This is a genomic window from Acinetobacter sp. CIP A162, assembly GCF_000367905.1.
Lineage (GTDB): Bacteria > Pseudomonadota > Gammaproteobacteria > Pseudomonadales > Moraxellaceae > Acinetobacter > Acinetobacter lwoffii.
The window spans coordinates 162,668-189,272 of sequence record NZ_KB849158.1; the positions used below are offsets into that span (position 1 = coordinate 162,668).

Annotated in this window: 24 protein-coding genes; 12 read left to right on the plus strand and 12 right to left on the minus strand. The window is 44.3% G+C overall.

Annotated elements, in window-relative coordinates; translation table 11 throughout:
* Position 1 precedes the first annotated feature (1 nt).
* On the minus strand, positions 2-508 hold the full coding sequence (locus F995_RS03390; RefSeq protein ID WP_004645426.1) for a low molecular weight protein-tyrosine-phosphatase: 507 nt from the start codon (positions 506-508) through the stop codon (positions 2-4).
* Positions 509-628: 120 nt separating this feature from the next.
* Between F995_RS03390 and F995_RS03395 the strand changes: the two genes are divergently transcribed.
* Positions 629-1,789: an iron-containing alcohol dehydrogenase gene (locus tag F995_RS03395; protein ID WP_004645427.1), complete on the plus strand. Its 1,161-nt coding sequence runs from the start codon at positions 629-631 to the stop codon at positions 1,787-1,789.
* A 44-nt stretch (positions 1,790-1,833) separates the two neighbouring features.
* A complete protein-coding gene (locus F995_RS03400; RefSeq protein WP_004645428.1) occupies positions 1,834-2,268 on the plus strand; it encodes an acyl-CoA thioesterase in 435 nt (144 codons plus the stop codon).
* A gap of 8 nt (positions 2,269-2,276) precedes the next feature.
* On the opposite strand, the gene dnaX is transcribed toward F995_RS03400, so the two are convergent.
* The 5 genes from dnaX to F995_RS03425 all read right to left on the minus strand — a co-directional run bounded on the left by dnaX (position 2,277) and on the right by F995_RS03425 (position 8,793).
* On the minus strand, positions 2,277-4,409 hold the full coding sequence (gene dnaX / locus F995_RS03405; RefSeq protein ID WP_004645429.1) for a DNA polymerase III subunit gamma/tau: 2,133 nt from the start codon (positions 4,407-4,409) through the stop codon (positions 2,277-2,279).
* 133 nt (positions 4,410-4,542) lie between these two features.
* Positions 4,543-4,986: a copper resistance protein NlpE N-terminal domain-containing protein gene (locus tag F995_RS03410; protein WP_004278816.1), complete on the minus strand. Its 444-nt coding sequence runs from the start codon at positions 4,984-4,986 to the stop codon at positions 4,543-4,545.
* Positions 4,987-5,064: 78 nt separating this feature from the next.
* Positions 5,065-6,330, minus strand: coding sequence for a serine hydrolase domain-containing protein (locus tag F995_RS03415; RefSeq protein ID WP_004645430.1), 1,266 nt, complete (start codon positions 6,328-6,330; stop codon positions 5,065-5,067).
* 59 nt (positions 6,331-6,389) lie between these two features.
* The gene (locus F995_RS03420) at positions 6,390-7,244 is read right to left on the minus strand and encodes a MaoC family dehydratase (RefSeq protein WP_004645431.1); all 855 of its coding nucleotides are present in this window, start codon (positions 7,242-7,244) and stop codon (positions 6,390-6,392) included.
* Positions 7,245-7,401: 157 nt separating this feature from the next.
* Entirely contained in the window at positions 7,402-8,793 is a 1,392-nt protein-coding gene (locus tag F995_RS03425; RefSeq protein ID WP_004645432.1) for a 3-oxoacyl-ACP reductase, read from the minus strand.
* Between the two features lie 240 nt (positions 8,794-9,033).
* Between F995_RS03425 and F995_RS03430 the strand changes: the two genes are divergently transcribed.
* Positions 9,034-10,551: an acetyl-CoA C-acetyltransferase gene (locus tag F995_RS03430; protein ID WP_004645433.1), complete on the plus strand. Its 1,518-nt coding sequence runs from the start codon at positions 9,034-9,036 to the stop codon at positions 10,549-10,551.
* A 53-nt stretch (positions 10,552-10,604) separates the two neighbouring features.
* Here the strand turns inward: F995_RS03430 and F995_RS03435 are convergent, their stop codons facing one another.
* A complete protein-coding gene (locus F995_RS03435) occupies positions 10,605-12,734 on the minus strand; it encodes a beta-propeller fold lactonase family protein (RefSeq protein ID WP_004645434.1) in 2,130 nt (709 codons plus the stop codon).
* Between the two features lie 230 nt (positions 12,735-12,964).
* Complete coding sequence (gene aceI, locus F995_RS03440) at positions 12,965-13,402, minus strand: chlorhexidine efflux PACE transporter AceI (protein ID WP_004645435.1); 438 nt, start codon at positions 13,400-13,402, stop codon at positions 12,965-12,967.
* A gap of 98 nt (positions 13,403-13,500) precedes the next feature.
* On the opposite strand from aceI, the gene F995_RS03445 reads away from it, so the two are divergent.
* From F995_RS03445 to F995_RS03460, 4 genes are all read left to right on the plus strand, one after another.
* On the plus strand, positions 13,501-14,391 hold the full coding sequence (locus tag F995_RS03445) for an HTH-type transcriptional regulator AceR (protein ID WP_034605838.1): 891 nt from the start codon (positions 13,501-13,503) through the stop codon (positions 14,389-14,391).
* An 89-nt stretch (positions 14,392-14,480) separates the two neighbouring features.
* Positions 14,481-15,458, plus strand: a complete 978-nt coding sequence (gene tal, locus F995_RS03450; protein ID WP_004645437.1) for a transaldolase — start codon at positions 14,481-14,483, stop codon at positions 15,456-15,458.
* Positions 15,459-15,533: 75 nt separating this feature from the next.
* Positions 15,534-16,193 (plus strand): leucine efflux protein LeuE, encoded by a 660-nt coding sequence (leuE, locus tag F995_RS03455; protein WP_004278829.1) that lies wholly within the window; start codon positions 15,534-15,536, stop codon positions 16,191-16,193.
* Positions 16,194-16,302: 109 nt separating this feature from the next.
* Entirely contained in the window at positions 16,303-17,478 is a 1,176-nt protein-coding gene (locus tag F995_RS03460) for a benzoate/H(+) symporter BenE family transporter (protein WP_004645438.1), read from the plus strand.
* 39 nt (positions 17,479-17,517) lie between these two features.
* On the opposite strand, the gene F995_RS03465 is transcribed toward F995_RS03460, so the two are convergent.
* Both F995_RS03465 and F995_RS03470 read right to left on the minus strand, forming a co-directional pair.
* Complete coding sequence (locus F995_RS03465; protein WP_004645439.1) at positions 17,518-17,862, minus strand: SMR family transporter; 345 nt, start codon at positions 17,860-17,862, stop codon at positions 17,518-17,520.
* Between the two features lie 90 nt (positions 17,863-17,952).
* Entirely contained in the window at positions 17,953-18,939 is a 987-nt protein-coding gene (locus tag F995_RS03470; RefSeq protein ID WP_004645440.1) for an alpha/beta hydrolase, read from the minus strand.
* Between the two features lie 266 nt (positions 18,940-19,205).
* On the opposite strand from F995_RS03470, the gene F995_RS03475 reads away from it, so the two are divergent.
* Both F995_RS03475 and F995_RS03480 read left to right on the plus strand, forming a co-directional pair.
* Entirely contained in the window at positions 19,206-19,649 is a 444-nt protein-coding gene (locus F995_RS03475) for a universal stress protein (protein ID WP_004645441.1), read from the plus strand.
* A 136-nt stretch (positions 19,650-19,785) separates the two neighbouring features.
* Positions 19,786-20,232: a universal stress protein gene (locus tag F995_RS03480; protein ID WP_004278835.1), complete on the plus strand. Its 447-nt coding sequence runs from the start codon at positions 19,786-19,788 to the stop codon at positions 20,230-20,232.
* Between the two features lie 33 nt (positions 20,233-20,265).
* On the opposite strand, the gene F995_RS03485 is transcribed toward F995_RS03480, so the two are convergent.
* Entirely contained in the window at positions 20,266-20,475 is a 210-nt protein-coding gene (locus F995_RS03485) for a hypothetical protein (RefSeq protein WP_004278836.1), read from the minus strand.
* 215 nt (positions 20,476-20,690) lie between these two features.
* The gene (gene pepN, locus F995_RS03490; RefSeq protein ID WP_004645442.1) at positions 20,691-23,297 is read right to left on the minus strand and encodes an aminopeptidase N; all 2,607 of its coding nucleotides are present in this window, start codon (positions 23,295-23,297) and stop codon (positions 20,691-20,693) included.
* Between the two features lie 361 nt (positions 23,298-23,658).
* On the opposite strand from pepN, the gene F995_RS03495 reads away from it, so the two are divergent.
* The 3 genes from F995_RS03495 (at position 23,659) to thiM (ending at position 26,117) form a co-directional block, all read left to right on the plus strand.
* Complete coding sequence (locus tag F995_RS03495) at positions 23,659-23,916, plus strand: hypothetical protein (RefSeq protein ID WP_004278839.1); 258 nt, start codon at positions 23,659-23,661, stop codon at positions 23,914-23,916.
* Between the two features lie 160 nt (positions 23,917-24,076).
* Positions 24,077-25,237, plus strand: a complete 1,161-nt coding sequence (locus F995_RS03500; protein WP_004645443.1) for a hypothetical protein — start codon at positions 24,077-24,079, stop codon at positions 25,235-25,237.
* 31 nt (positions 25,238-25,268) lie between these two features.
* Positions 25,269-26,117, plus strand: a complete 849-nt coding sequence (gene thiM, locus F995_RS03505; protein ID WP_004645444.1) for a hydroxyethylthiazole kinase — start codon at positions 25,269-25,271, stop codon at positions 26,115-26,117.
* Positions 26,118-26,605 lie beyond the last annotated feature (488 nt).

Here is a 26,605-nt window from a genome sequence, read left to right on the forward strand (position 1 = left end):
CTTAAACCTTGTGTAAATTCTGTTTAAAAATCTCAATCCAAGCCTGGCTGCTGGACTCACACTGATCAAGCACCCGTTCAAAGCCATCCGCTTCGCCATAATAGGGATCGGGTAAGGCCTGTTTCGGATAGGTCTGATCATGTTCACTCATCAATGCCACGCGTGCACGTACATGACCAAACTGAGTTTCTGCCAGACGCTGTATGTTCTGGATATTGGATAAATTCTCCAGATCCATCGCCAGAATCAGATCATAATCAATAAAATCATGCGGAATAAGTTGACGTGCGCGAAGTGCTGAAAGGTCATAGCCACGTTTTAGTGCATGCTTCTGGCTACGCAAGTCCGGTGCCTTGCCCGGATGATAATTACTGGTTCCAGCAGAGTCGACTACAATGTTCAGTTGCTGTTCATCACAATAATGTCTGAGTACAACTTCTGCCGTGGGAGAGCGGCAAATATTTCCCAAACAAACACATAACACCTTGTATGGCGTTCTGGATGACATAAACAACCTCAGAGCTACTTTATTTTAAGGATTCTTATGTTAAGTTATTTATATACTGATTCCTATCTTACAACCATAGAATAATCTCGTATTTGCAATAAAAAAATCAAGGATATCGCCATGAATCGTTTTCAGTTTCAAACCGTCCCCAATATCATTGCCGGACTAGGCACGATTCAGGAATTATTTAAAATTCTAAAAAATGGCCGTTATCAACGTCTTCTGCTAGTGACTGACCCGGGGATGCTGAAGCAGCAATTACATCTGCCGCTTCTTGATATTATTGAATCTGCCGGGCTGGAGTACGTGATTTACTCGGATGTTCAGGCCGATCCGCCCGATACAGTGGTGCTTGAAGCGGCGGCTTTTGCAAAACAGGAAAATATTGATGTGGTGCTGGGCTTTGGTGGTGGCAGCTCGATGGATGTGGCCAAACTCATTGCAATTTTGGCGCATCCCGAGCAGCATCAGACACTGTCCGATCTGTATGGCGTTGATAATGCTACCGGACCGCGTTTAGCTTTAATTCTGGTACCGACCACCGCTGGAACAGGTTCGGAAGTGACGCCGATTTCGATTGTCACCACAGGTGAAACGACCAAAACTGGCATTGTCGCGCCCATTCTCTATGCAGATATTGCCATTCTGGATGCAACCTTTACCCAAAATCTTCCGGCACAGATCACTGCCGCCACCGGCATTGATGCCATGGTACATGCCATTGAAGCCTATACCTCAAAACACAAGAAAAATCCTTATTCGGATATGCTGGCCAAACAGGCTTTAAGATTACTGAATGCCAATCTGCAGCGCGTGCTGCAAGACGGCAATGATTTAGATGCGCGTCAAAATATGCTGATTGGTTCCATGCTGGCTGGACAAGCCTTTGCCAATGCACCGGTCGCTGCTGTACATGCGCTGGCTTATCCGCTTGGTGGACATTTTCACCTGTCACACGGGCATAGCAATGCACTGGTTCTAACTGAAGTATTAAAGTTTAATGCGCCAGTGGCTAAACAGCTCTATGCGGAATTAATGACCTGGCTGGATCCCCGCAGTAAAGGTTGTCATGATGGCCTGACCGATCTATTTATTGATCATTTTAATAATCATCTGATGCAAAGCGGTTTGACTCTAAAACTAAATCAGTTGAATGTTCCGGAAGATATGCTGCAGGTCATGGCAGAAGATGCGATGCAACAAAGCCGGCTGTTGCAGAATAATCCACGTGAACTCAAGGTGGAGGATGCTTATCAGATTTATCAGGCGATCTATTCCTAGATCAATTTCCACCTAAGCCTTATCTAGCTGAGGACTGAATAGTGATGAAAGCCACCATCAAACAGCGTGAACACTATACTTTTTTCCTGCCCATTCAAACCCGTTGGGCAGACAATGATCTGTACGGCCATGTCAACAATGTGACTTATTACAGTTATTTTGATACCGCCGCCAATGCCCTGCTGATTCAGGAAGCTGCTTTTGACCCAAAATATTCACCCATGATTGGACTGGTCGTCAGCTCCAACTGTCAGTTTAATCAGGAACTGTCTTATCCGGAAATTATTGAAGTGGGCGTAGCCATTGAAAGCATGGGAAATTCATCGCTCAGCTATGATCTGGCTATTTTTAAACGCAACTCGGATACAGCCGCTGCACAAGGCAATTTTGTCCATGTATTTGTCGATCGTGAGACACGAAAAAGCACCCCGATTCCAGTTGAAATGCGGGATGCTTTATCTCGATTTGTTGTGACTTAACATCCAGCCTATTTCAGCTGAATATTTTGCAGTTCACCGTCAAACTGCTGTAGCAGATCACGTACAGCCGGTTCAGCATGTAACAATTCTTCGACACGTTTAAAGGCACGTGCCTTACGCTGATGCTGCATGGTATATGGCGTTAACTGGTCCACATTTTCAAATTTCACCTGGAAATTGGTTTGCGGCCATTGCTGTTGCAAAGCAGCTTCCAGATGATGTTGCAACTGGGTCAACAACTGCTGGTACTGTTCAGGAATATGGAAAATGGATTCGCCATTCATCTGGCCAGTCATGACGCCATACTGCGCCAGTTCCTGTACCGCTGGAGAAAGCTGGCTGTTACGGAACCAGTATTCCCATTTTTCTACGCTCCACTCACCTTCCAAGGCTTGTTCAGGTATTTTCAGAATATCCTGTGGCATCAGATTCTGCGTATTTACATCTTGAGAAATATCTTCCAACAAAGCTGTCTGTGCGACTGGCTGAACCGGCGCTGTATTCTCAAGAGCAGGCTGAGCAATCGATTCCTGTGAAAGTTCTAATTCCGGTGCAGCAAGACTAAATTCCTCATCAGCAGACATGAGGTCTTGTACTGGCTCACTAGGGATGACAGCATCTGCAGGAATAAACTCTTCAAGCAGGAAATCATCTGAACTGTTGCTGGTAGCCGGTGCTTCTGGAATACTCTCGATTTCATCAAAACCAAATAGGCCTTTGTCGTCATTTGGATCAAACACAATCTGATTTTTAGACTGGACTTCCTCAACAGCTGTCTGAGCAATTACCGCCTGAACAGGCTCAGGTGCATGGATGCTGGTTGGCTCATCTTCATCCAAAAAATCATCCGAAGAGGGTTCAGACGCTGATGCGGCATCAATCTCCTCATCCGTCTCATCGTCCAGAGAAAAATCATCAAATACCGGTTCTGCTTCAAATGCTTGTGTTTCTACTGATTCAGATTGCAATTGTGTCTGAACGGGCTGCTGTAGGCGTGTGGTATGGGGCGCTGCGTGTTGCGGTGCAGTCTCCTGCATCACCGGAATTTCGCTGGGCTGTAAGGGACGGAATGCCAGTAAGCGTAGCACCGTCATCTCAAAGCCTTGCTCTTGGGTGACGGCGAGTTGCAAGTCAGCACGTCCTTTACAGGCGATTTGATAATAAAGTTGTAGATCCTGAGCAGAAATCAGGCCGGATAACTGCATGATCTTTTGATTGATCTCAGCACTATATTTCAGGCTTAAATCCGGCAGATATTGCAATAAGGCCAATTCATGCAGTGTCGAAATCAACTGATCTAAAACCAGCGAAACATCCAGAGCCTGCTGACGGAACTGCAGCAATAACTGACTCACCTGCGCTTTCTGGTTCTGGTGAATCGCCAGAATCAGATCATAAATAATAGTACGGTCAATCAGCCCCAGCATGTCTTTAACATCCTGATGCTGAATCGCACCCTGACCATAGGCAATCGCCTGATCGGTCAGAGACAAGGCATCACGTAATGAACCTTGCGCAGATTCAGCAATCTGCCAGATGGCATCCTGATCAGACTGAATGCTTTCTTTGCTGAGAATATGGCCCAGATGTTCGGTAATTTCATCGACTGCCAATGGACGCAAAGTAAATTGCAGACAGCGAGAAATTACGGTAATCGGCAGTTTTTGCGGATCAGTGGTCGCAAACAAGAATTTGACGTGTTCCGGTGGTTCTTCCAGCGTCTTTAACAGCGCATTAAAAGAATGCGTGGAGAGCATGTGCACTTCATCGATCAGGTAGACCTTGAAACGGCCTTGAGTGGGTGCATAAGGAACATTGTCGAGCAGCTCGCGGGTATCTTCGACCTTGGTACGGGATGCCGCATCGATTTCGATTAAATCAATAAAGCGGCCTTCATTGACTGCGGTACACGTCGGACACACCTCACAAGGGGTCGAAGTAATACCGGTTTCGCAGTTCAAGCACTTCGCCAAAATACGTGCAATCGTGGTTTTTCCGACACCACGTGTTCCTGTAAACAAATAGGCATGATGCAAACGACCACGTTCGAGCGCGCTGGTTAAAGCACGTGATACATGGTTTTGCCCCACCAATTCATTAAAATTACGAGGACGGTATTTTCGCGCAAGTACTTGATACATGTATGCTCCTTTTTACAGGTCTAAGCATACTGTTTTTTTATGAAATAGTGAAATGAATGCCGGTTTATAAAGAATAAAAATCCCTTGATCAAAATCATTGAAAAAGGGATATAAAACAGATGCTTTTTTAAAATTAGACGGATTCAAACAGGATAAAGTCACTTTGCATCTGGTAGCGTTTGCCTGTTTGATCTTCACGAATTTCCAGAACATGCTTTTTCAGATCGACATAGAGCAGATTTCGGGTATCGACATTCAGTAGTTCAATCTTTTGTTGTGATTCATCCTGAAACCGAATCTGCCCGCTCATCGTTTCAATTTCATTATGTCCACTTAAACTTTCACGCTGTAAAGTAAAGGTCTGATCTTCATTCAAGGTCAAGGCCACTGCCATGCCTGGACAATCTTCACAACTTGAAAAACATCCCATACATGGCGTCGTGCCCTGATAACTCCCGACCCAGGCAGGAATCTGAGCTTTGGCTTCCATCACCGTTTTTGCAGCCGGCTGATTCGGATCCTGACATCCGAACAACGCACTGCTTGCGACCAAAGGAATCACCAGCACTTTTTTCATTACTTCACACCATAGCCATGGACTGCGCGACAAAATAGCATATTTGTCTGACGGGCTAAACTCCCAAATCAGGGATATTTAGCGCCAGCCTTTGCGGCCGGTCAGTACCGCATCCGCACAGCGCAAGGTTTCCTGCGTCAGGCCCCAAAGACGGTAATCTCCGGTTAATGAACCTGTCGGGAAATTATGCGTATAGGCAAAACTTAAATTCCGTTCAGGGTCACACCAGGCACCAGAGCCATTAAAGCCCATATGACCAAAACCTTTAGAGGCTTTTCCTAAAGTGAGAACACGGTGGTAACCCAAGCGCCAGTGCATCGGTAAAGGCATGACCCGATCTCTTGTTTTGTATTGCACCTGACTCAGACGTTGGAACATCTCAGGCGAAATCAGTTGCTGTCCTTGCCATTCACCACGACTGGCCAGCATGGCATAGATTTTTGCCAGACTCTCTGCGGTAAATACTCCATTGGCAGACGGAATAATCGCTTTTAGACCTGCCTCACTAAAGAAACTGAATTTCTTCATGCCTTTGGGAATCATGCCATCCTGAAAATCCTGAGGATCCTGCCCGCTAAAGACCAAGGCTCGCTCCATCAGGTTCGGCTTTCTTGGTGTGGTTTTTTTCGAAGTCTGTGTTTGAGACTTGGTTACCTTAGGCTTTAAAATAGGTAAGGCCACCCGAGCCAACTCATTCGTCGGCACGCTGAAATAGGCGCCATTTAATTGTAATGGCTGAACCAGATATTCCTTCATCAGTACACCCAGTTTTTTACCTGTTGCTTTTTCCAGTACACCACCCACCTGCCAGCCAAAGGTCAGCGGTTGATAAGCGGCATCTGTAGCAACCTGAAAACGTGGTTCTGCTGTCGCAATCCGGTCCAGCATATGCGACCAGTCGGCCATTTCAGTGGCATCATCAATCATATTACGGATATCAAACAGGCCACTTTGATGACTGAGCATATGTGCCAGAGTAATATTTTCTTTACCCTTTTGTGCAAATTCAGACCAGTATTCTGCAACCGGTCGATCATAATCCAGATAACCTTGACTGACCAGAATATGCGCCAAAGTCGCCAGCACACCTTTACCTGTGGAATAACACAGCGACATGGTATCCGGTTGCCAGTTTTCAGTGACAGACTTTTTACCGGTATAAATATCGACGACCTTTTGCCCCTCAAAATATACCACCAGTGCGGCACCACCCTGTTCGGTACGTGCATCCTGCAAACGGCTAAACTGACGGGCAAGGTCACTGAAACGCTCATCGACATTGCCCTGATAATTATGCTGATCAGCAAACAGATAATCTTTAATTGGCTGCATCATTCTATCCATAGAATATTGATCCCTTAAAATGAAAAAGCCTAAATCGGGTTTAGGCTTTTGATTCAGATTTAAATTGCTTTGATATGGCCGGTGACGTGTGGTTTTTGATTTTTACTGCTTCGTATCAGAAAATCTGTATCATTGGCTGCCTGTGCCGTCAGGAACTCAACTTTAGATGGCAAGTACATCGGCAACTTGAACCAGACATCAGCTTCATAAGCATCTGGCAATGACAGATTCGCCAGTGCTTTGGCCTTGCTCCACATACCATGTGCAATCGCCTGTTTAAAACCAAAAGCTTTCGCTGTGACTGCATGAATATGGATCAAGTTAAAGTCGCCTGAGGTCATGGCATAACGACGACCAGTATTCTCCGAGATGTTCCATTCATTATTGAGTATATATTCTGGCGCTTGGCTTTCTGCAGGTTTTGCAGCAGCTTTAGCATTGGTCTTTTGACGTGACAGATAAGTCGTCAATGCTTCAACTACGACCTCGCCTCCCACTTTGACTGTAGTAATGAAATCAAACTGCACGCCTTTATCGTGCGGCTGCAATTCGCCAAATTTGCATGATAGGGTCAAGGTTTCATTGACGCCAATTTTACGGTATTGCTTCACTTGGTTACGGATATGTACCAAGCCCAAGATCGGAAATGGAAATGCTTCTGAAGTCATCATGTGCATTTGCAGACTTTGTGAAAGCACCGTCAGATAGATTGCTGGAATATAACCATTATTTTTAAAACCGCAGACTTCATTATAAGCTTTCAAATGTTTTTGATCGACCTTGAATGAATCCACCACATATTCAACTTGCGGTAGAACTTTTTCAGCTTTCGGCTTTTTAAAAATCAAGCCCTGAATCACTTTTGGATAGGCTAAATAAGGTTTTGGAAGTTGACTAAAATGGCGCGTATTCATACTGAACCTTTAAAATATTCTTTTCATTTATATATGAGTGGAGTTCTCTCTCCCTTTGGGAGAGAGTTAGAGAGAGGGCTAAAAAAAGCCCCTAATCTCCCTCTCCTAAATCCTCCCCCTGAGCTTCAATAAAAGCGCAAGAGAGAATTTGAATGCTTTAAGCCCCTAAAAGACTTTGACCACATACACGTATCACGTTGCCATTTAAACCTGTTGATGCAGTAGCAGCAAACATTGCAATCGTTTCTGCAACATCGACAGGTAGACCGCCTTGACTCATCGAATTCATACGGCGGCCCGCTTCACGGATCGCAAATGGAATCGCAGCCGTCATTTGTGTTTCGATAAAGCCCGGTGCAACGGCATTAATGGTTATACCATTTTTTAAAGTTGGTGCTGTGAATTTCACCACACCAATCACACCCGCTTTAGACGCTGCATAGTTGGTTTGACCCAGGTTACCTGCAATGCCTGAAATTGAGGATACACAGATAATACGACCATTGGCATTTAGACCATCGTTGGAGATTAAATAGTCATTTACACGTTCAATCGCAGACAGGTTGATGTTAATCACCAGATCCCATAGCTCAGGCTTCATATTGGCCAAAGTCTTGTCACGGGTAATACCGGCATTGTGCACAATAATGTCCAGACCACCCTGCTCAGCTGCTGCCGCTTTGATTTTCTCACCTGCATCTGCAGCAGTAATATCAATAGCTAAAGTTGAACCGCCAATTTCACCGGCTACACGATCAAGGTCCGCTTGCTGCTGCGGAACATCCAGACAGATGACATGTGCACCATCACGTGCCAATACATGAGCAATCGCTTCACCAATACCACGGCTCGCACCGGTTACTACAGCAGTTTTGCCTGCTAATGGTTTAGTCCAGTCCACATCCACTTTTTCAGCAGGTGAAACACGGATCACCTGACCAGAAACATAGGCAGACCGTGGAGAAACTGCAAAACGTAAAGCAGACTCAAGATTTGCTTTAGCACCAGCATCTACATAGATCAGGTTCGCTGAAATTCCCTTTTTAAACTCTTTACCCACAGATTTTACAAAACCTTCCAGTGCGCGTTGAGCAATGGACTGGCTGACTGATTTAGCAGTTTCAGGCGTAGTTCCTACAATCACGACACGGCCAGAACTTTGGATTTGACGTGCAATCGGGTTGAAGAAATCATAAAGTGATTTTAACTGTTCTGAGTTTTCGATTCCTGAAGCATCAAAAATGACAACTTTGAATTTTGATTCTTTATCGCCTGGATTAAATGCACCCAGATTCAGTCCAGCTGATGCAGCAGCCTGTTGTAATTCAGCATTGTTACCTGCATAGCTATTGGCATGAATATTTGCCAGAACCTGAGCAATAGCACCAGTCAAGGTACTTGCCGGTGCTGCTCCAAACAATACTGCACCTTTGACTACAGGTGTAGCAGACTCAAAACGCTCTAAAGAAGTTGGGGATGGCAGACCCAAATTTTTAATGACAAATTTACCAATAGGAGATTTTGCAAAAGTTTGGTACTGATCAGTCATGTTTATTATCTCTCATACAAATTAATTTTTGGTTGATCTAAAGTTACCCTTAAACTTCAATATGATGCCAGACACATATATTTCAATAGATCCGCCAGATTCCGCCCAATCATACTTGAGATAATAGGCAGATGACTTGACCTGAGCGCAGTCTGTAATGTCATTGTAGTCAATACAGCCTATCCTCTTCTATGCTAATGTAAACACCAAGAAGACGATCTATTTGCCTGGTAAAGCCTTATGAGCAAAACAACTCAAGAAAATCCAGCAGTCGAGAACTCTGCGACAGAAACTGTGTCAAAACCATCAACGCGCACCAAGCGTAGCACTAAAAATACTGACACAGCCACTGGGACAGAAAAAAGTCCGACTAAAACCTCGCGTACACGGAGCACACCTGCCCGTGCCAAAAATACGACTTCATCTGAAAAAGATTTAATCTCTACAACACAGACTTCTGTTCTACAGGAACCAAACATGAGCCAAAATACAGTTCGCCGCGTTGCGATTATCGGTGGTAACCGCATTCCATTTGCACGTTCTAATGGTGCTTACTTTACGGCATCCAATACTGACATGTTTACAGCAACCCTGAACGGCCTAGTTGAACGCTTTAATCTGCAAGGTCAACGCTTAGGTGAAGTGGTTGCGGGTGCAGTACTGAAACACAGCCGTGACTTCAATATGACCCGTGAATGTGTACTAAATACTGCCCTTGCACCTGAAACGCCTGCTTATGACATCCAGCAGGCATGTGGTACCGGTTTGCAAGCGGCATTTCTTGTTGCCAACAAGATTGCTTTAGGTCAAATCGAAGTGGGCATTGCAGGTGGTGTAGATACAACTTCCGATGCGCCGATTGCTTTTGGTGATGGTTTACGTAAAGCACTGCTTGAGCTAAACATTGCGAAAACTGCAAAAGACCGTCTGAAAGCACTGACCAAAATCAATGTGAAAGACCTGATGGATGCACCAAAAAATGGTGAACCGCGTACAGGTCTGTCTATGGGTGATCATCAGGCAATTACCACACTGGAATGGGGTATTTCCCGTGAAGCGCAAGATGAGCTAGCTGCATCTTCACACCAGAAAATGGCTGCAGCATACGAAGAAGGTTTCTTTGATGACCTGATCACGCCATTCCTGGGTCTTAAGCGTGATAACAACCTGCGCCCAGACTCTTCAGTTGAGAAGCTGGCAAAACTTAAACCTGCTTTTGGTAAAGGTGATGCACGTACCATGACAGCAGGTAACTCTACGCCGCTAACAGATGGTGCTTCTTGCGTGCTCTTGGCTTCTGAAGAATGGGCGAAGGCAAATGGTCATGAAGTATTGGCTTACCTGACTTTCCAGGAAACTGCCGCAGTTGATTTTGTCGAGAAAAAAGAAGGCCTGTTGATGGCGCCTGCTTATGCCGTGCCGCGTATGCTGGAACGTGCAGGTCTGAAACTGCAAGACTTCGACTATTATGAAATTCATGAAGCTTTTGCATCTCAAGTATTGTCTACGCTGAAAGCTTGGGAAGATCCGAAATTCTGTAAAGAGCGTTTAGGTCTGGATGCACCATTAGGTTCAATTGACCGTGCAAAATTGAACGTAAAAGGCTCTTCACTTGCTGCCGGTCACCCGTTTGCAGCAACTGGCGGTCGTATCATTGCGACAGCAGCAAAACTGATTAACCAGAAAGGTTCAGGTCGCGTACTGGTATCGATCTGTGCAGCCGGTGGTCAAGGTGTAACGGCGATTATTGAAAAATAATCTGTTGACCGATCCAATTAAAAAGCCCCTCAAATGAGGGGATTTTTTATGTTTTAGGGATTTGGCATCGGGTTATTTTTAAAATATTCATCCACTTTGTTCCACGGTGCAGTCGATGCCACACCTTTCACCATATTCTGGTTCACACCCTGACAAAGCGCGCTGTCGGGTGTTAGGTGGAAAGCATTCGCATTTGGGTCCATATAAGGAATTGAGCCTGGACGGCGCTGGAAATAGAAGTTTAACCAATCGACCATAGCTTCAAAGCCATAATTCGACATGGCCCAGGCACTATTATGCCCGCCCCAATGATGACCAAATTCATGTGCAATAATTCGATAACCAGATAATCTGTAATGGCCATAGAATAACCAAGTATCTACTCCTAATACTGCTCCACCACCTAAACCACCACCCATATTGGTAATGCCAAGATTAATTTCATTGCGGTTAAGAATTTCCCGATAGATCCGGACATAATCTTCTGGCTGAAAGAAACCATTCGGCCCTTCTACCTGACCATCATTGCCAAAAAAATCGTGTCCCATGACCGCTTTATGGTTAAACCATAAGGTTTCAAATTCTGGAGTACTGAGCATATAGGCCAGATTGGTCATCATCATGACCCATTCCCGGGCATAGACCGGCGTAATACGGCACCATTTATTTCGCTCATCATAAGTACCGAAATAAATTTTCCATTTGGCTTTAATCTGGTTCAGCTTTTTGACATGCTCATCAGTCTCAGAGCTAATTTTCAGATCAAAAATATTACTTGGATTTTGCGTGGTCTGACTCAGACCTGCCAGCTGGACCGAACCTGTGCCATCTAGCAAAGGGAAACGGGATTGATCGGTCAACTTGAGATCAAAATTTGCCTTTGAAAATGGCGTCAATTGATCCAGCTTAGCCAGAATCACCCAGTCTTCTGAGTTTTTAATCTTGGCACGAATCTGCAAATCACGTACAGGCACAGCACTGTAACTTTGCACATGCAGGTGGTTGCCATTCAGTGTTGCCGATAAAATCTGGTTCATATAAACATGACGCTGGCTGCTATTGGTCAAGGTTTCCCATGATTCACCATCCTGTAAGACACGGCTTCTCTCGCGTGCCTTAGATTCGGTTAATATCACAGGTGGACTGAGTTGAGTCGATTTATTCTGTTGCAGGGTCAGCATTGGCAGAATATGAATTTTCTGATTGGCCATATGCAGCAGATTCTGACCATAAATATAAAGATCACTTGCCTTGGCTAACCGGCTGTTCTGGGTTTGCCCTTTTAAAATATAATCTCGGAAAGTATCTACACTTTTACTGGATAAGATAGACTCCAAGTTAAAGGATTTTTCCCGGTAGCTTTCTACAGTGCCATCATTTCGTGACACATAGACCAAGCCATCGTTATGACGATGCATGACTGCCGACAAATTCGTTTCTGTTAAAATGGGCGCAATATTATTTCCATTTTCCTGAATCTGATTGATATCGTGAACATAGGTTGTGCCATTCGGCAAGCTGGTATACAGATAATTCCCCATGACTTGCATACGGGCATTACAGTTACGTGCACAGCCCGGTAAGCTGAGCCGTGCAAACTTCCTGGCTTTTAAATGGTTCTGCGCCGTCACATCACTTTGACGCCAGACATTAATGCGGCCTTCAATATCAGGCACATACACATAACGGTCGTCAGCAGTCACCGCATTGCTATGTACCAGCGCATAATTAAGCGCATCGCCCCACCACACACCTGTACCGAGTGCCATAATGAAGTTCGGTTGCTCGCTACTAATATCTAAAACATCAATTCGGTTCGAGCCATAATTGGCCACATACAAACGCCCTGCATGAATTTCCAGATCATTCAGACTGTCCCATTTTTTGGCCAGACCCGAAATTTTCATAGGATCAATCGCACTGAGTGCACGTTTTTGTTTTAAGTCATAACGTAAAATATTCGATTCGGCCTGACTATTGGCAATATAAAGGACATCGCCATTTACCACCATGGCGGTGGGATTCCAGGTTTTCAGACCGAAATTCCCTGCTGTTAATTCCGAACCTACATCCAGAACCTTAAACTCTGCAATTTTGCTCAGCTGCTCTCCCGTACCTGGTGAAATTACGGGATCGGGAAGCGTCGGCTGTGAGGTACTGCTCTCACCTCCTCCACCCCCCACAACCAGACATCAGCAACACGATGGACACTGACAAGGTCACTCGTCTAAATAACATTGAATTCCCCAATAAATTTAAAAATTAAAATAAAAAATCAAAGTCTTATAGCTTAATTTTCAGTTGGGTTCGAGCATAAAAAATGAGGACTTGATCAAGTCCTCATCGCTGAATATTTCACCTTTCGCATTCTGAAAAGGGAGTCTGAACTGTGTGGTATTTTTTATGCTGTATTTTATGATGAGATTTTCCGATAATCTGGCTGTAGCCCCAGTCTGGCTTCTAGATGATCATAAATCCACTGAAAAATAAAGGTATATACGAGAATACAAAGGGTTAGAGCTAAGTCCAGCAAAAAGGCCTGAGCCAGACTCATGTGTAAGGCATAAGCCACCATCGGAATGGTCGCCAGCATCAAACCGCCTTCAAAGCCAATTGCATGAGCAATTCGCACTTTAATGGTTCTTTTTAAACGATGTTTCGCTTCAAATTTTTCAAAATAATGATTAAACAGCATATTCCAGAGTACTGAAGTCAGAGCCATGGCAATCCCGAGTGCACCGGTGACCTCAAGCGGCATATGCATCAATGTACTTAGCAGGACAGCGATCACGACCAGCAGAATGCCTTCATATAAGGCAGCATGAATCAATCTTCTTTTAGAAATTAACATATCAAATCAGCTCAATTCATTACATGATGCAAGAATTTTATTTCTTTAAATCTGACTATTCGAGTTAGAATCTATCAATAAAAATGAAAGATAAAATTATGAATGTTAATCAAGAACAGCTACTGATGTTTAAAACTGTGATGGAAACCGGTTCTTTCTCTGCGGCTGCCCGTCAACTAGGTAAAGTACCTTCCGCAGTCAGTATGGCCATTGCCAATCTGGAAATAGACCTGAATCTAGAACTGTTTCAGCGTATAGGTCGTGAACCGAAACCGACCGCACAGGCGCAGGTATTGTATGAAAAAACCCAGCAACTTCTGGTCGAAATGAATCAGTGGAAACAGCATGCTCAAGCCCTAAGTTCAGGCCTGGAATCTGAACTGAATATTGTGGTGGTTTCAGAATTGCTGCATACGCGCTGGACCGATTATATCGTGTTACTGGAACAGGAATTTCCTGCACTGCAAGTCAATGTATTCAGTGCACCTCAGGAAGATGCACATCGTATGCTGTTTGAAGGTTCAGCGCAGCTGGCCTTGATGTTTGAACGCGAACAACTGGAAACACGGGAACAGTTTGTGGAATTGAAACGTGAGGTACTGGTGGCTATAGTCGCCAAACAGCATCCCCTAAGTCAGTTCGATCAAGTCAGTTATGAACAGATTTTGCAAAACAGGCAGATTGTGGTGGCCAGTCGGGATCGCACCATCAAGCCGGAACTACTCTTTTCACGAAATTACTGGCGCACCGACAACCACCACTCTGCTTGCAGCATGATTCAGCAAGGACTGGGCTGGGGGGTTCTGCCACTCGAAATGCTGAATGAGCAGCCACATTTGCAAGATCAGTTACAGGTTCTCAACCTGCTCGATTTCACCCCAAAGTTTGAATATTTTGTTGATCTGGTCTGGAGCAGAGAAACCCGATTAGGCACAGCTGCTCATTTTTTGATTAATCACTTGCGCAAACAACGTAAAACCGGGCATTAATCACAGAAATTCAACGACAGTCTACTTGGTAAACCGGCCATTTATGATATATAAGAAAGCATAAGCAATAACCATAGAACTAGATCGTAATGACATTAACTGCATTAAACCAATTAAAAAACTTGACGACCATTGTGGCAGACAGCAGTGATTTGAGTGCCATTGAAAAATTTCGTCCGCTTGATGCAACCACCAATCCATCGCTGATTACTGCAGCAGCAAAACAACCTGAAAATCAGGCCTTGATTGAAGCTGCTTTTCAGCAAGCCCAGCAAGAAGGCTATGCAGATGACGCTCTGATTGAACGGACTATTGATATTTTAACGGTCAAATTTGGTGTAGAAATCTTAAAACTGATTGAAGGTCGTGTTTCAACGGAAGTCGATGCTTCGCTGTCCTTTAATACTGAAGCTACCATTGCCAAAGCCAAAGAGTTACTGGCACTTTATGCGCAATATGGAATTGACTCAGACCGCATTCTGATCAAGATCGCGTCTACCTGGGAAGGCATTCAGGCAGCGAAAGCACTGGAAGAACAAGGCATTCATACCAATCTGACTTTATTGTTTGGTCAGCATCAGGCCCATGCCTGTGCTGATGCCAAAGTAACATTAATCTCGCCTTTTGTCGGCCGTATTCTGGACTGGTACAAAAAAGCTGAAGGCGTTGAGTCTTACCCGATTGAAAAAGATCCGGGTGTACTTTCGGTTAAGCGTATTTATGAATTTTATAAAGCGCATGGTATTCAGACTGAAATCATGGGTGCCAGCTTCCGCAGTATTGATCAGGTTCTAGGCTTGAGCGGCTGTGACCTGCTCACGGTAGCACCAAACCTGCTGGCCGAACTGGAAAATGATCAGCGTGAAGTGCAGGCCCAACTCTCAGCCAAAGATATTAAAGTTCAAGGTGAACTCAGCCCAATCAGCCCTGCCGATTTTGAAGCACAACTGAAACAGGATCCGATGGCCAGTGAATTATTGCAAGGCGGCATTGACGGTTTCATTAAAGCCCGTGAGCAACTGGCTGCTTTATTACGTGAAACTTTCCTGAGTACCACTGAGATTTAAAGAAAATTTAGCAAATTTCTCCAAGCCGATGTTGCTATAATGCCGCATCGGCTTTTTTGTTCATGCGAGTTTTTCGTGTTTGGTATCACAGATCTAACGACCTTTATCATTGGAACCACGTTGATTGTGCTACTGCCCGGGCCGAATTCCCTGTATGTCATGTCGATTGCTTCGCGCTTTGGGATTAAGACGGGATATATGGGTGCCTTGGGGGTTTATACGGGCGATCTGATCCTGATTATATGTACAGCATTGGGAGCAGCTTCTTTACTGCATGCCTTTCCGGTACTGTTTATTGCACTGAAAGTTATTGGAGCGATCTATCTCAGTTACTTGGGTATCAAGCTAATCATTGCGGCCTACCAGACTTTCTTTCCGGAAAAGTCATCACAACGCGTCCAGATTAAAAAGACGACTCCAGATACGGTAGAATCTGTTCAGCCCTTTCGTACAGCGCTCACAATCAGTATTTTAAATCCCAAAGCGATTCTGTTTTATCTGTCTTTTTTTGTGCAGTTTGTCGATCCTGCCTATCCTTATCCAGCCCTGACATTCACGCTTCTGGCTGTAATCTTGCAATTGATCAGTATGACCTATCTGTCGATCCTGATTTTTTCTGGTGTAAAACTGGCCTCCTATTTCAATCAGAACTATAAAGTGACTGCCAGCTGTGTCGCGGCGGTTGGGATCCTGTTTTGCGGTTTTGGCCTTAAACTGGCGACTTCAACTTTCTAGCAATGACCGGCTTCAAGCCAGCAGACCTCTGGATAAAATTGTTAAAAACATTGTGTTGATACGTGAAAAGCGTATGATTTAAACGCATTTAAAAATAGTGTCATGGATGATGCCAAAACTTTTACAAGATCTCTCCTTTCCCGCCATCATGGCCGGTTTTATTACCTGCATGATTGGTATCAGTGTTTCTGCCGTACTGGTTATTGAAGCTGCGCAAAGCCTGGGTGCCAATCAGGCACAGATCAGTTCCTGGTTGTGGGCACTGGGTATCGGCATTGGAGTTTCCGGGTTTCTGCTTTCCTGGAAATATCGCTATCCGATTTCAACCGCCTGGTCGACTGCCGGTCTGGCGCTGGTCATTGCTTCTGCCGGTCACTATAGTCTGGGGGAAGCAATTGGCGCTTTTCTGATTTCTGGTGTCCTGATTGCCTGTCTGGGATTCTTTGGAATTTTCGAGCGAATTTTTCAGTTTATTCCACAAAGTTTGACCAGTGCCATGCTAGCAGGTGTGTTATTAAAATTTGGCATCTCAGTGTTTGGTAGTTTGCAACAGTCATGGGAATTTGTGGTTTGTGTACTGGCGATTTATCTGGTTTCCAAAAAACTGAGTACGCGCTATAGCATCGTGATTACCGTGTTGATGGCTATTGCCCTTTGTCCGTTCTTTATTAATTTTACTATTCCACAGCTGAACTGGAGTATTGCCCAGCCGGTCTGGACTACGCCTGAATTTAGCCTACAGGCTATTTTAGGACTGGCTTTACCCTTAATGGTGATTAACCTGGCATCGCAATACCTGCCCGGCTTGGCTGTGATTAAAAGTTATGGTTATCCCCCGAAAGTAAATTCTATTCTAGGCTGGACGGGTATTACACAGACGATGTTGGCACCATTTGGCTGTTTTAGTGTCAATCTTGCCGCAATCAGTGCGGCGGTCAGCCTGGATGTCCAAGCGCATCCTGATCCGGCCAAACGTTATATTGCCGGTATGAGCTGCGGCCTGTTTTATATCCTGATGGGTTTTTTTGCTGCGACCTTGACCAGTGTACTAATGGCTTTTCCGGGGATTCTGATTACAGTATTGGCAGGCATTGCCCTGTTTGGCACCATTGGCCACAATATCGCGCTGGCTTTTCAGGACAGTCATGACCGTGAAGCAGCACTGATGACATTCCTGTTTAGCGCCTCTAATATCCAGTTTTTTGGTATTGGCTCCGCTTTTTGGGGACTGCTACTTGGTCTGATAGTTTATTTAATGTTTAAGCTTAAACCGCAAGTGGCATAAGCTTATTGTAGAAATGAGGCAGCTACCTTGTCTGCCTTTTTAATGCCCTGCAGTCTGGGAAAACAGGTTAATCACCACCACACCGGAAATGATCAGTGCAATCCCGATAAAAGCGGGCAAATCTAACGCCTGTTTAAAGATTACATAGCCTACGATTGCCGTAAGAACGATGCCTACTCCCGCCCAGATCGCATAGGCAATGCCTAAAGGAATCACTTTAATCACCTGAGACAATAAATAAAATGCAATACAGAATAAAATGACTACTGCCAGAGATGGCCATAATCGGGTAAAGCCTTCTGACTTCACCAGAAATGTTGATCCAGTCACTTCGGCAATAATAGCCAACGCCAACAACAAATATGCCCATGAGACAGGATTCATTTTTTAAACTCCAAACAATTTTTCAATGATTGCTGTCGGGACGATCTGACATGATCAATCTTGAGAGATTCATTTTGCACAGTTTTCTCTTCAAGGGGAAAGCTGATGTAAAAAATCCAGTGTTTTGACAAAGGTTTGCTGACTTTCCTTTTTGCCCATAAAAAACTGATATTCATGAATAAGCCAAGCCTTAGACTCCGGATAAAATATTTCAGTCACAGGAATCTGCTGTTCCTTCAAAGCTTTTACAAATGGTAGCGACTGAGTATCGGTCAGAAAATCCTTGTTCCCGCCACTGATGAACACTGGCGGATAAGACGGCGTAATATACTGGATTGGAGAAATCTGCTTTAAAAACGCGGCATCATGTTTACGCTCGCCGGTATAAGCCTGAATCAGGTTAAAGACACCCCATTCAATAATTTTCATTTCTTCAGGTGCTGTGCTGGCAAATGCTTCCAAGTCATAAATTCCACAATGCAAGATTAAACCTTTAAGCTGCGCAGGTTGCAGATGAGGCTGAATACCGGATTGGTTGGAAAATACAGGATTAGTCAAAAGAGCGGCGTAATGGCTGGCCATATTCGCCCCGGCAGAATCTCCGGCCAGATATAGGTTCTGGGCATCGATTTGATAGGTTTCTGCATAGGTATCGAGAAATTCAAGTGCCTGATTGATCTGGTGTAACTGGCTTGGATAGGTCGCTTGTGGCGCAAACTGATATTGCACGGATACCACATTATAGCCCTGTGCCGCCAGCAGCTTGAAATAACCCCGTGCATGTTCTTTAGAACCTGAAATCCAGCCGCCGCCATGAATCCAGACAATAGTCGGTCGCGGGCCAATACTGGCAATATTCTGCGGCTGATACAGATCCAGAGATAATTTCTGCTGCGGCGCATAGGTAATATTTTGCTGGACGATAACCGCACCAGGCGCATAACGATCCATCACTTTTTGCTGCAAGCCTGTGGTCAGGTTAAAAGCACCGGCAATGACTTTACTGTTCTGTGTGGTCTGACAGCCGGAAAGAATAACTGAACCTATGAGCAAAAGATGAATGGCAAAAAACCTCAAAACTGTCCCCTATACATGATCTAAAAACAGGCTACGGCAGTTTAAACCATCCTGCTGCAAACGAGGACTATTCATCCTCTTATTTTTGATCATTAAAACTGTAAATCCGAGTTTTTTACTCTGTTTTTTTCATCACTTTTACATGAAAAATATTTGTAATTTAATAAGTTTTTTCAATTTTACCGCTTTTTTGCAATTGCACCCGCCACAGCACTGTGCTATCAATAAACCAAGCCTAAAAATCAGACAACCTGCGGAGAAAAGCCATGGCTTATCAACATATTTTAGTCCCAGTGGACGGTTCAGAAATTTCCTTTTCTGCAGTACGACATGCTACCAAAATTGCCAAGGCATTCGGTAGTCAGCTTTCCCTGATCAGCCTGATCGCAGAAGATCCTTTTACCGAGGCTGATTTCTATTACAGCTCCTCCATCATGAAGGAATATTTTATCGAGGCACATGCCAATGCCAAAAAGGCCTTGAAAGAAGCCACTGCCATCGCAGCCGGTGAAGGTATTGAAGCGCAATCCCGCATTGTCACAGGTTTAGTCAATGCAGAACATATTGCTGAAACCGCGGGTGAGGTGAAAGCCGACCTGATCGTCATGGGTTCTCATGGCCGTAAAGGCTTCCAGAAAATGATTCTGGGCAGCTTTGCACAAGATGTATTGGGTGCGAGTGAAATTCCCGTACTGATCGTGAAAAAATAATCCTGATGCTGCGCATCTTCAAGATGCGCAGTACTTGCTACTTTTACATTTGGAAGTCTAACAAAACATGCTGTGGAGATTTACTCGCTTAAACCACACTCCCCCTTTACTGCAATAATAAATATGAGGAAGCACCATGAATAACTATGATCATCTTCTCGTAGCACTCGATGAGTCCTCGATTTCCTATGCTGCCGCAGATCATGCCCTGGAACTGGCCAAAGTATTTCATAGCCATGTCACTTTACTCAGTGTGATTGCGGTGGATCCCTTTAAGGGCGTAGATTTTTACAAAGTTGCTCCTGCAGTCACAGACTATTTTATGCATGCAGAACAAAATGCGCTGGATCGTTTAAATGAACTGAAACTGAACTTTGTTCGTGATGGCATCCAGGTGACGACAAAAATCCTGCATGGCATGGCACCGTCAGAAGGCATTATGCAGGCTGCAAATGAATCCCCGACCGATATGATCATTATGGGTTCACATGGTCGTAAGGGTCTGCAAAAACTCATGCTGGGCAGTGTCGCTCAGAATGTTCTGGCACTTTCCTCTATTCCAGTCCTCATCGTCAGACAATAAGATGCTTGATCAAAGCCTGTATGATGCAGGCTTTTAGCGAAGTTTTTGATTTAACTCACTTAAGAATATTTCAGCATCAAGCTGGCTTTGAAATACTTTTTTGTATTCTCCGACCTGCTGAATGGAATGCGGCGTATATTGAATGGAGATTTCAAGTAAGCCATTTTCAGGATTCTTGCTGACATGTACGGCAATAATATGCTGGCTATTTAAATAAAAACCATCTTCAATTTTCACTAACATATCTTGGACAACCTCTAGTAAGCGAATCTGTAGATCCCTTTACCTAGCTTACAGCTTAATAAACAAATACTCTTTTCCGTATAATCATACTGTAACACCCTTTAGTACTTACCTAAGCCTTTAGAGAAATTCAACTGTATTTAAAGCCAGCGTTTGAAATAAACAGGAAATAAAAAACCGGATCAGGTCGATCCGGTTTTTTATGAATATTGATGTTATACGCTGAGCATACTATTGAGTGTCTCAGACACATTTTTAGATTTAACCAGTGGCTTTAAGGTTTCAAGCTGTGCTTTCACTTCACTGCGTTGCGGTTCTGCCAAGGTATACCAGCGTGACAATACCTGTAGCAAACGTGAGCCTACAATCGGATTTTTCTCGTCCAGATATTTTGCCAGTCCAATAAAATGCTGCACGCCAAAGCTCCAGGTATTGACCGGATTAGCATTCAGCCCCCCGCTCACTGCACGGATACGGTTAGGCACAGCCAGATCATAATCCGGATGCTGGGTCAGATACGCAATCGTTGCATCCGTTGCTTTTGGATGTGCTGCCTGAACCATAAACCATTGGTCTAAAGACAAGGCTTCATCTTCAAAGCGGCTATAGAAATCTGCCAAAGCTTCTTCTGCTTGTGGTGCATCATTCCAGACCAAGACTTTCAGCGCACCCAAACGTTCAGACATATTGCCTGTGTGATATTGCTCATAGGCTAAATCAAAGGCAAATGCATCTCCCTGACGAGCCATCATCGTCAGCATAATATTTCTTAAAGCACGCACACCCATCGCTTGTGAGAATTCAGATTGCAGATCAGGATCCAGATTAAGATAAGTTTCTTTCGCTGTTTCTCCAAAAGCACGTGCCAAGGTATGCAGCAAAGCCTCACGCTTTTCCTGAATCATGACCGGATTATAATCCTGATCAATACGGCTACCTAAATAACCTTCCGACGGTACATCAAACAGACGTGATGCCAACAGCGGATCTTTCTCAATCACATCCGGCAAGGTATTGAGCATAGCCTCGATATAAATTTCTGCAGGCTGGTCATCCAGCAAGATACGCTCGAGTAAGGTCTGAGTTGCTTGCCACTGGTTAAAACCATTGGTCTCGTATTGCAACAGGAAAGCCAGTTCTTTTTCTGAATAGTCAAAGTCCAGATTCACCGGTGCAGAGAAATTACGCAGCAAGGACACCACCGGTTTTGCTGTCACACCGCTAAATTCGATCGTGGCTTCATCCTGATCAAACAGATACACGCCATCTTTGACGCCATTTCCAAAGAGTGCCTCAGAGTTCAGCGTTAGCTGCTCACCGCTTTCAGCATCAAACAATGCCAAAGCCACTGGAATTGGAACTGCTTTCAGATTCGGGTATTTGGCATGCGGTTTCAGGCTTTGCTTGAAGTGAAGACGATAGATTTGGGTCTCAACATCGTACTCAGCTTTTACTTGCAATTTAGGCGTACCTGGCTGGTTGTACCAGGTCAGGAAGTTTGAAAGATCCACACCTGAACCTGCTGTAAGCGCGGCCACCCAATCCTCAACTGTTACCGCCTGACCATCATGACGGCGGAAATATTCATCGGTTCCCTGACGGAATTTTTCCTTGCCAAGCAAGGTCGCCATCATGCGGTTAATTTCCGCACCTTTTTCATAAACAGTGGCAGTATAGAAGTTGTTAATTTCTACAAAATGATCCGGACGCGGTGGATGCGACAGCGGCCCTGAATCTTCCGGGAACTGATGCGCTTTGAGAACTGCTACATCATCAATACGTTGTACCGCAGCCGACTGTAAATCTTCCGAGAAAGACTGGTCACGGAATACAGTCAAGCCTTCTTTCAAACATAACTGGAACCAGTCACGACAGGTAATCCGGTTACCAGTCCAGTTATGGAAATATTCATGTGCAATGACTGACTGCACTCGCATGATTGCGGCATCAGTGGTGTACTCTTCATCGGCCAGCACGCATGAAGTATTGAAGATATTCAGACCTTTATTTTCCATGGCACCCATGTTGAATGCACTGGTCGCCACGATCATGTAGTTATCCAGATCATAAGGCAGACCATAATGCTCCTCATCCCAGCGCATGGAATGTTTGAGCGCTTCCATGGCGATTTTGCATTTTGGAATATCTTTTTCTTCTGCATAGATTTCCAGAGCTACATTGCGGCCTTCCGATGTGACATAAGAATCTTTCATCACTGCCAAATCACCAATGACACAGGCGAACAAATAGCTCGGTTTCTTGGTCGGATCCTGCCAGATGGCATAATGACGATTGGCATCGACTTCACCTGTTTCCAGCAGGTTACCATTTGCAAGCAAAACCGGATATTTCTTATCTGCTTCGACACGCGTCGTAAAGACCGACAACACATCTGGACGGTCTGGATAGAAAGTAATTTTACGGAACCCTTCTGGTTCATTTTGGGTCACAAACAGATCTGAACTGGCCTGATATAAACCTTCCAGCATCGTATTACTTTCAGGGTGGATTTTAACCACAATTTCAAGCAACACTTGATCAGGTGCATTGGCAATGACCAGCTGTTCAGCATCCAAGTGGTAGTCACTGGCATTCAGAGTTTGACCATTTAACTTAATCGATTGCAGCTCTAGATCGCGGCCAAGCAGAACCAGATCGCCAGCAGTTTGGCGCTGCATCTCCAGCTTGCTGCTGACCAGACTGTGGTCACTATAGACTTGAATATTCAGGTCGATGGAATCAACAATAAAGGAAGGTTTTTGATAGTCTTTTAAATAAATGGTTTGATCCGCTTCGATCACCGGGTTTGCCGCAATATTCATGTCCTGTCCTAATCTTTTATCGTGTTCGACATTGTTCATGTCAAAATCATACGCCAAGTTTTAAACGCTGTCTGTGCATTTGTATTGTTAGATCTAATATGGGCATTTCATGCACCACTTTCAATGCATTCTGCCTAATTGAGCAGCACTCGACTCTACATAAGAAATATCTGTGCCATAAAAATAGTCAGGATCATAATTTCTGACATTTTCATAAATAACTGATTTAAAAATATATAATTTTATTTGCTGAGTACCGAATAAATTCTGATTAATAAATGAGCACACTTCTTGCTACAGTTAAACTGTGTTTTTCCACACTTCCAATGAAAGAATAATGATAACGATGATGAGGTGAGCCATGTATTTAAAACAGCATGTTGTACGGATCGAAAATATCAAAACTTTGCAGACCCTAGATCAGGCCAATATTGACCATAAAGTGATTGCACTGTTGATGAGCTGTGAAGGCATTCCGCTTCAGGCCCATGAAGTGACTGCCATTCTTAACACCTACGATGCACTCGGTGCCAAAAAAGTGCCCTCTAAAAAGGTTCAGGCCTTAATTCATGCTAAACATCGCGGCGAGGAGGACGACACATTACCCTGCCCGGTTTAAAAAGCGTCATTTCATGTTTTAAAATCAGAGCTACTTCGGTAGCTCTTCTTCTGTTTGGATGACTATTTTTGATTTAGAAAAATTGCACCAGTCCACTACGTTTGCATCTCATCAGCCGTGTATAATCAAATGCCCGTCCATTCTAGAGTTGCCCGCGACCATGGTATTCAGTGTTCTGCAAAAACAGCTTGATGAAAGTACCCACTGCCCGCTGTGTAAGGCATCGATGTATTGGATTGAGGCAGAGCAATATGATCAGGAACTGAGCTATCATGAATGCAGCCATTGTCAGCATCAGCTTTACTCCGATCAAAAGCACAATTGTTATTGTGAACGATGTCTGGCGCAGCGTAAACGCATGCTCAAGGAAGTCCGTTTACAGGAAAACCGTCAATATCATAAAAAACAGGATCGACCGGTTCTTGAGCTCAATCAGCTCAGTTTTATCAATAAACTGTTTTTACTTGCGATTCTGGATGAGCAGGTTCAGGAATATAGCCAGCACCGCGAATATATTGACTGGCATCAAATTCGATATTATTCCATCAGTCCCAACTATCTGTTCCAACATGGTCTGGTAAAAAGCCTGATCCGGGATCAGGTTCTGATTCCCAAAGATCTCCAGCAGGAAAATCAGCATTATTATATTAATGTGCGACTGGATGGTTATTCTGAACCGACCCTGTTCAGTATCACCCAGCAGCTGCGCAACTGGTTTTATCAAAACCTGAGCCAAGGTGTGCCCTTTAAAAGTGCAGATGAAGTCAAAGATGCACTCTATTGCCTGCTATATGAAGAAATCATTCAGTTTGCCCAATTCTATTGCCGTAGCTGGAATGTGCAAATTGCCGGAAATCAGAGCTTTCAGACCTTTTGCTATCGTCTTTTGGATGTACTGGCTGTGGGTCAGATTTATTATCTGGTGCAGACCGGGCTGGAATATCTATATAAACAAAAAGCCCTCAAGCCCCGCAATGAAAACTTTATTAATACCAATCTGCTGAAAAAAACCTTGCAGCAGTACCGCGAACGTTCAGTTACAGAAAAATGGGAAACCTCTACCCTGCCGCGTCCACCGCAACTGGCATTCAGCAAGATGAGCGAAATCCTGTTTTATCGGTTTTTGGGCTATGATGAAAATATCTTCTTTCAGCCGGTGTGGCGTTCGTGGCACAAGATCGAACCTCGCCTGAAATTCTATTCCCAAAAACGTTGTATGCATTGCGGCTCACAGGAACTGTCGGTGGATTATGATGCCAGTGACTATGTCAGCCTGTTCTGTCGTAGCTGCAAGCATCAAGACCATTATTTTACCCGCTGACCGAATACAACGAATCTTTCTCTTATTCTAAATGACCATTATGACGACTTCTACGCAAGCACTACAGCAAACGCTTCTGGATCAGATCTGTGAGGCCTGGTTGAAACTTCAGCAACAGCAGCCCCTGGTGCATATCATGACCAATACGGTGGCCAGCAACTATGTCGCCAATATTGTACTGGCTGCGCATGCTTCTCCGGCCATGATCGACAATCCGTTTGAAGCTGAAAGTTTTGCCAAGACTGCTACAGCGATCAGTCTGAATCTGGGTACACCGACGACAGAGCAGGTTCAGGCGATGCAGATTGCTGCGAAAACTGCACATCAATTGCAAAAACCGTGGGTGCTTGATCCGGTCGGTTATGGAACAGTTCTGCGCTGGCGTTCTGGCGTCGTAGATCAGTTGATGCATTCCCAGCCTACGATTTTACGAGGCAATGCTTCTGAAATTGGTGCTTTGGCTGGCAAGCAGATCGAGTCCAAGGGTGTAGACAGCACAGTAGACAGTGCGGATGTTTATTTACAGGCGCGAAGTTTGCTGGATCATTGTGAATGTATCGCAATCTCCGGTGAATCTGATTACATTATTTCGAAAGACTATCCTGTGATACAGGTGTCAGGCGGTTCTGCTTTACAGCCCCGAATCACGGCGATGGGATGTGCACTCGGTGCACTGATCGCTGCCTATAGTGCAGTAACGTCTCCAGCCCTTGCTGCATTAACGGCACATGTACATTTTGCAATTGCCGGTCAATTGGCATTTGAACGCGCACAACAGTTAGGCAGTTTTAATGTCGCCTTTCTGGATGAAATCCACCAACTCAATACTGAAACAATCCGAAAATACGCCAACTTTAAAATTCTGCCAGAATCCATTTAGTTTACTGGTCGCTTCACAGGGTGTTTATTCTCTTGAATAGATAAACGCCCCTATTTAGATTGATCCTGCTCATTTGCTCTATTGACCTCATTAGAAATGTTTTGTCTAGCTCTTTCGGAGATCATTTTTGAGTCGTTTTATTCTGAACTGAGTAGGCTTCATGCAACTTATCTAGTGATTTCCACACAAACGGTTTCCATTTTACTTAAGATCTGTTTGCATCATGCAAATCTAGTTCATGTGAATTGTAGTTCAATTTTTTGTCAGTATTTAAATATGACTTTTAAGTTTTGATTAACAGGTTACATGAATCAATATTTGATGCTTGATCATGCTTATTTTCGATTGCTGACTTGACTTTTTCGGCTTCAAAATCTCACTGCAATATCCGGATATTCAGCTCAATCGGGAACATGACTAATAGTATGAATAAACTGATAAAAATCAGTTTAAACGAAGGCTCATATTATTTTAATGAGCCACATTCA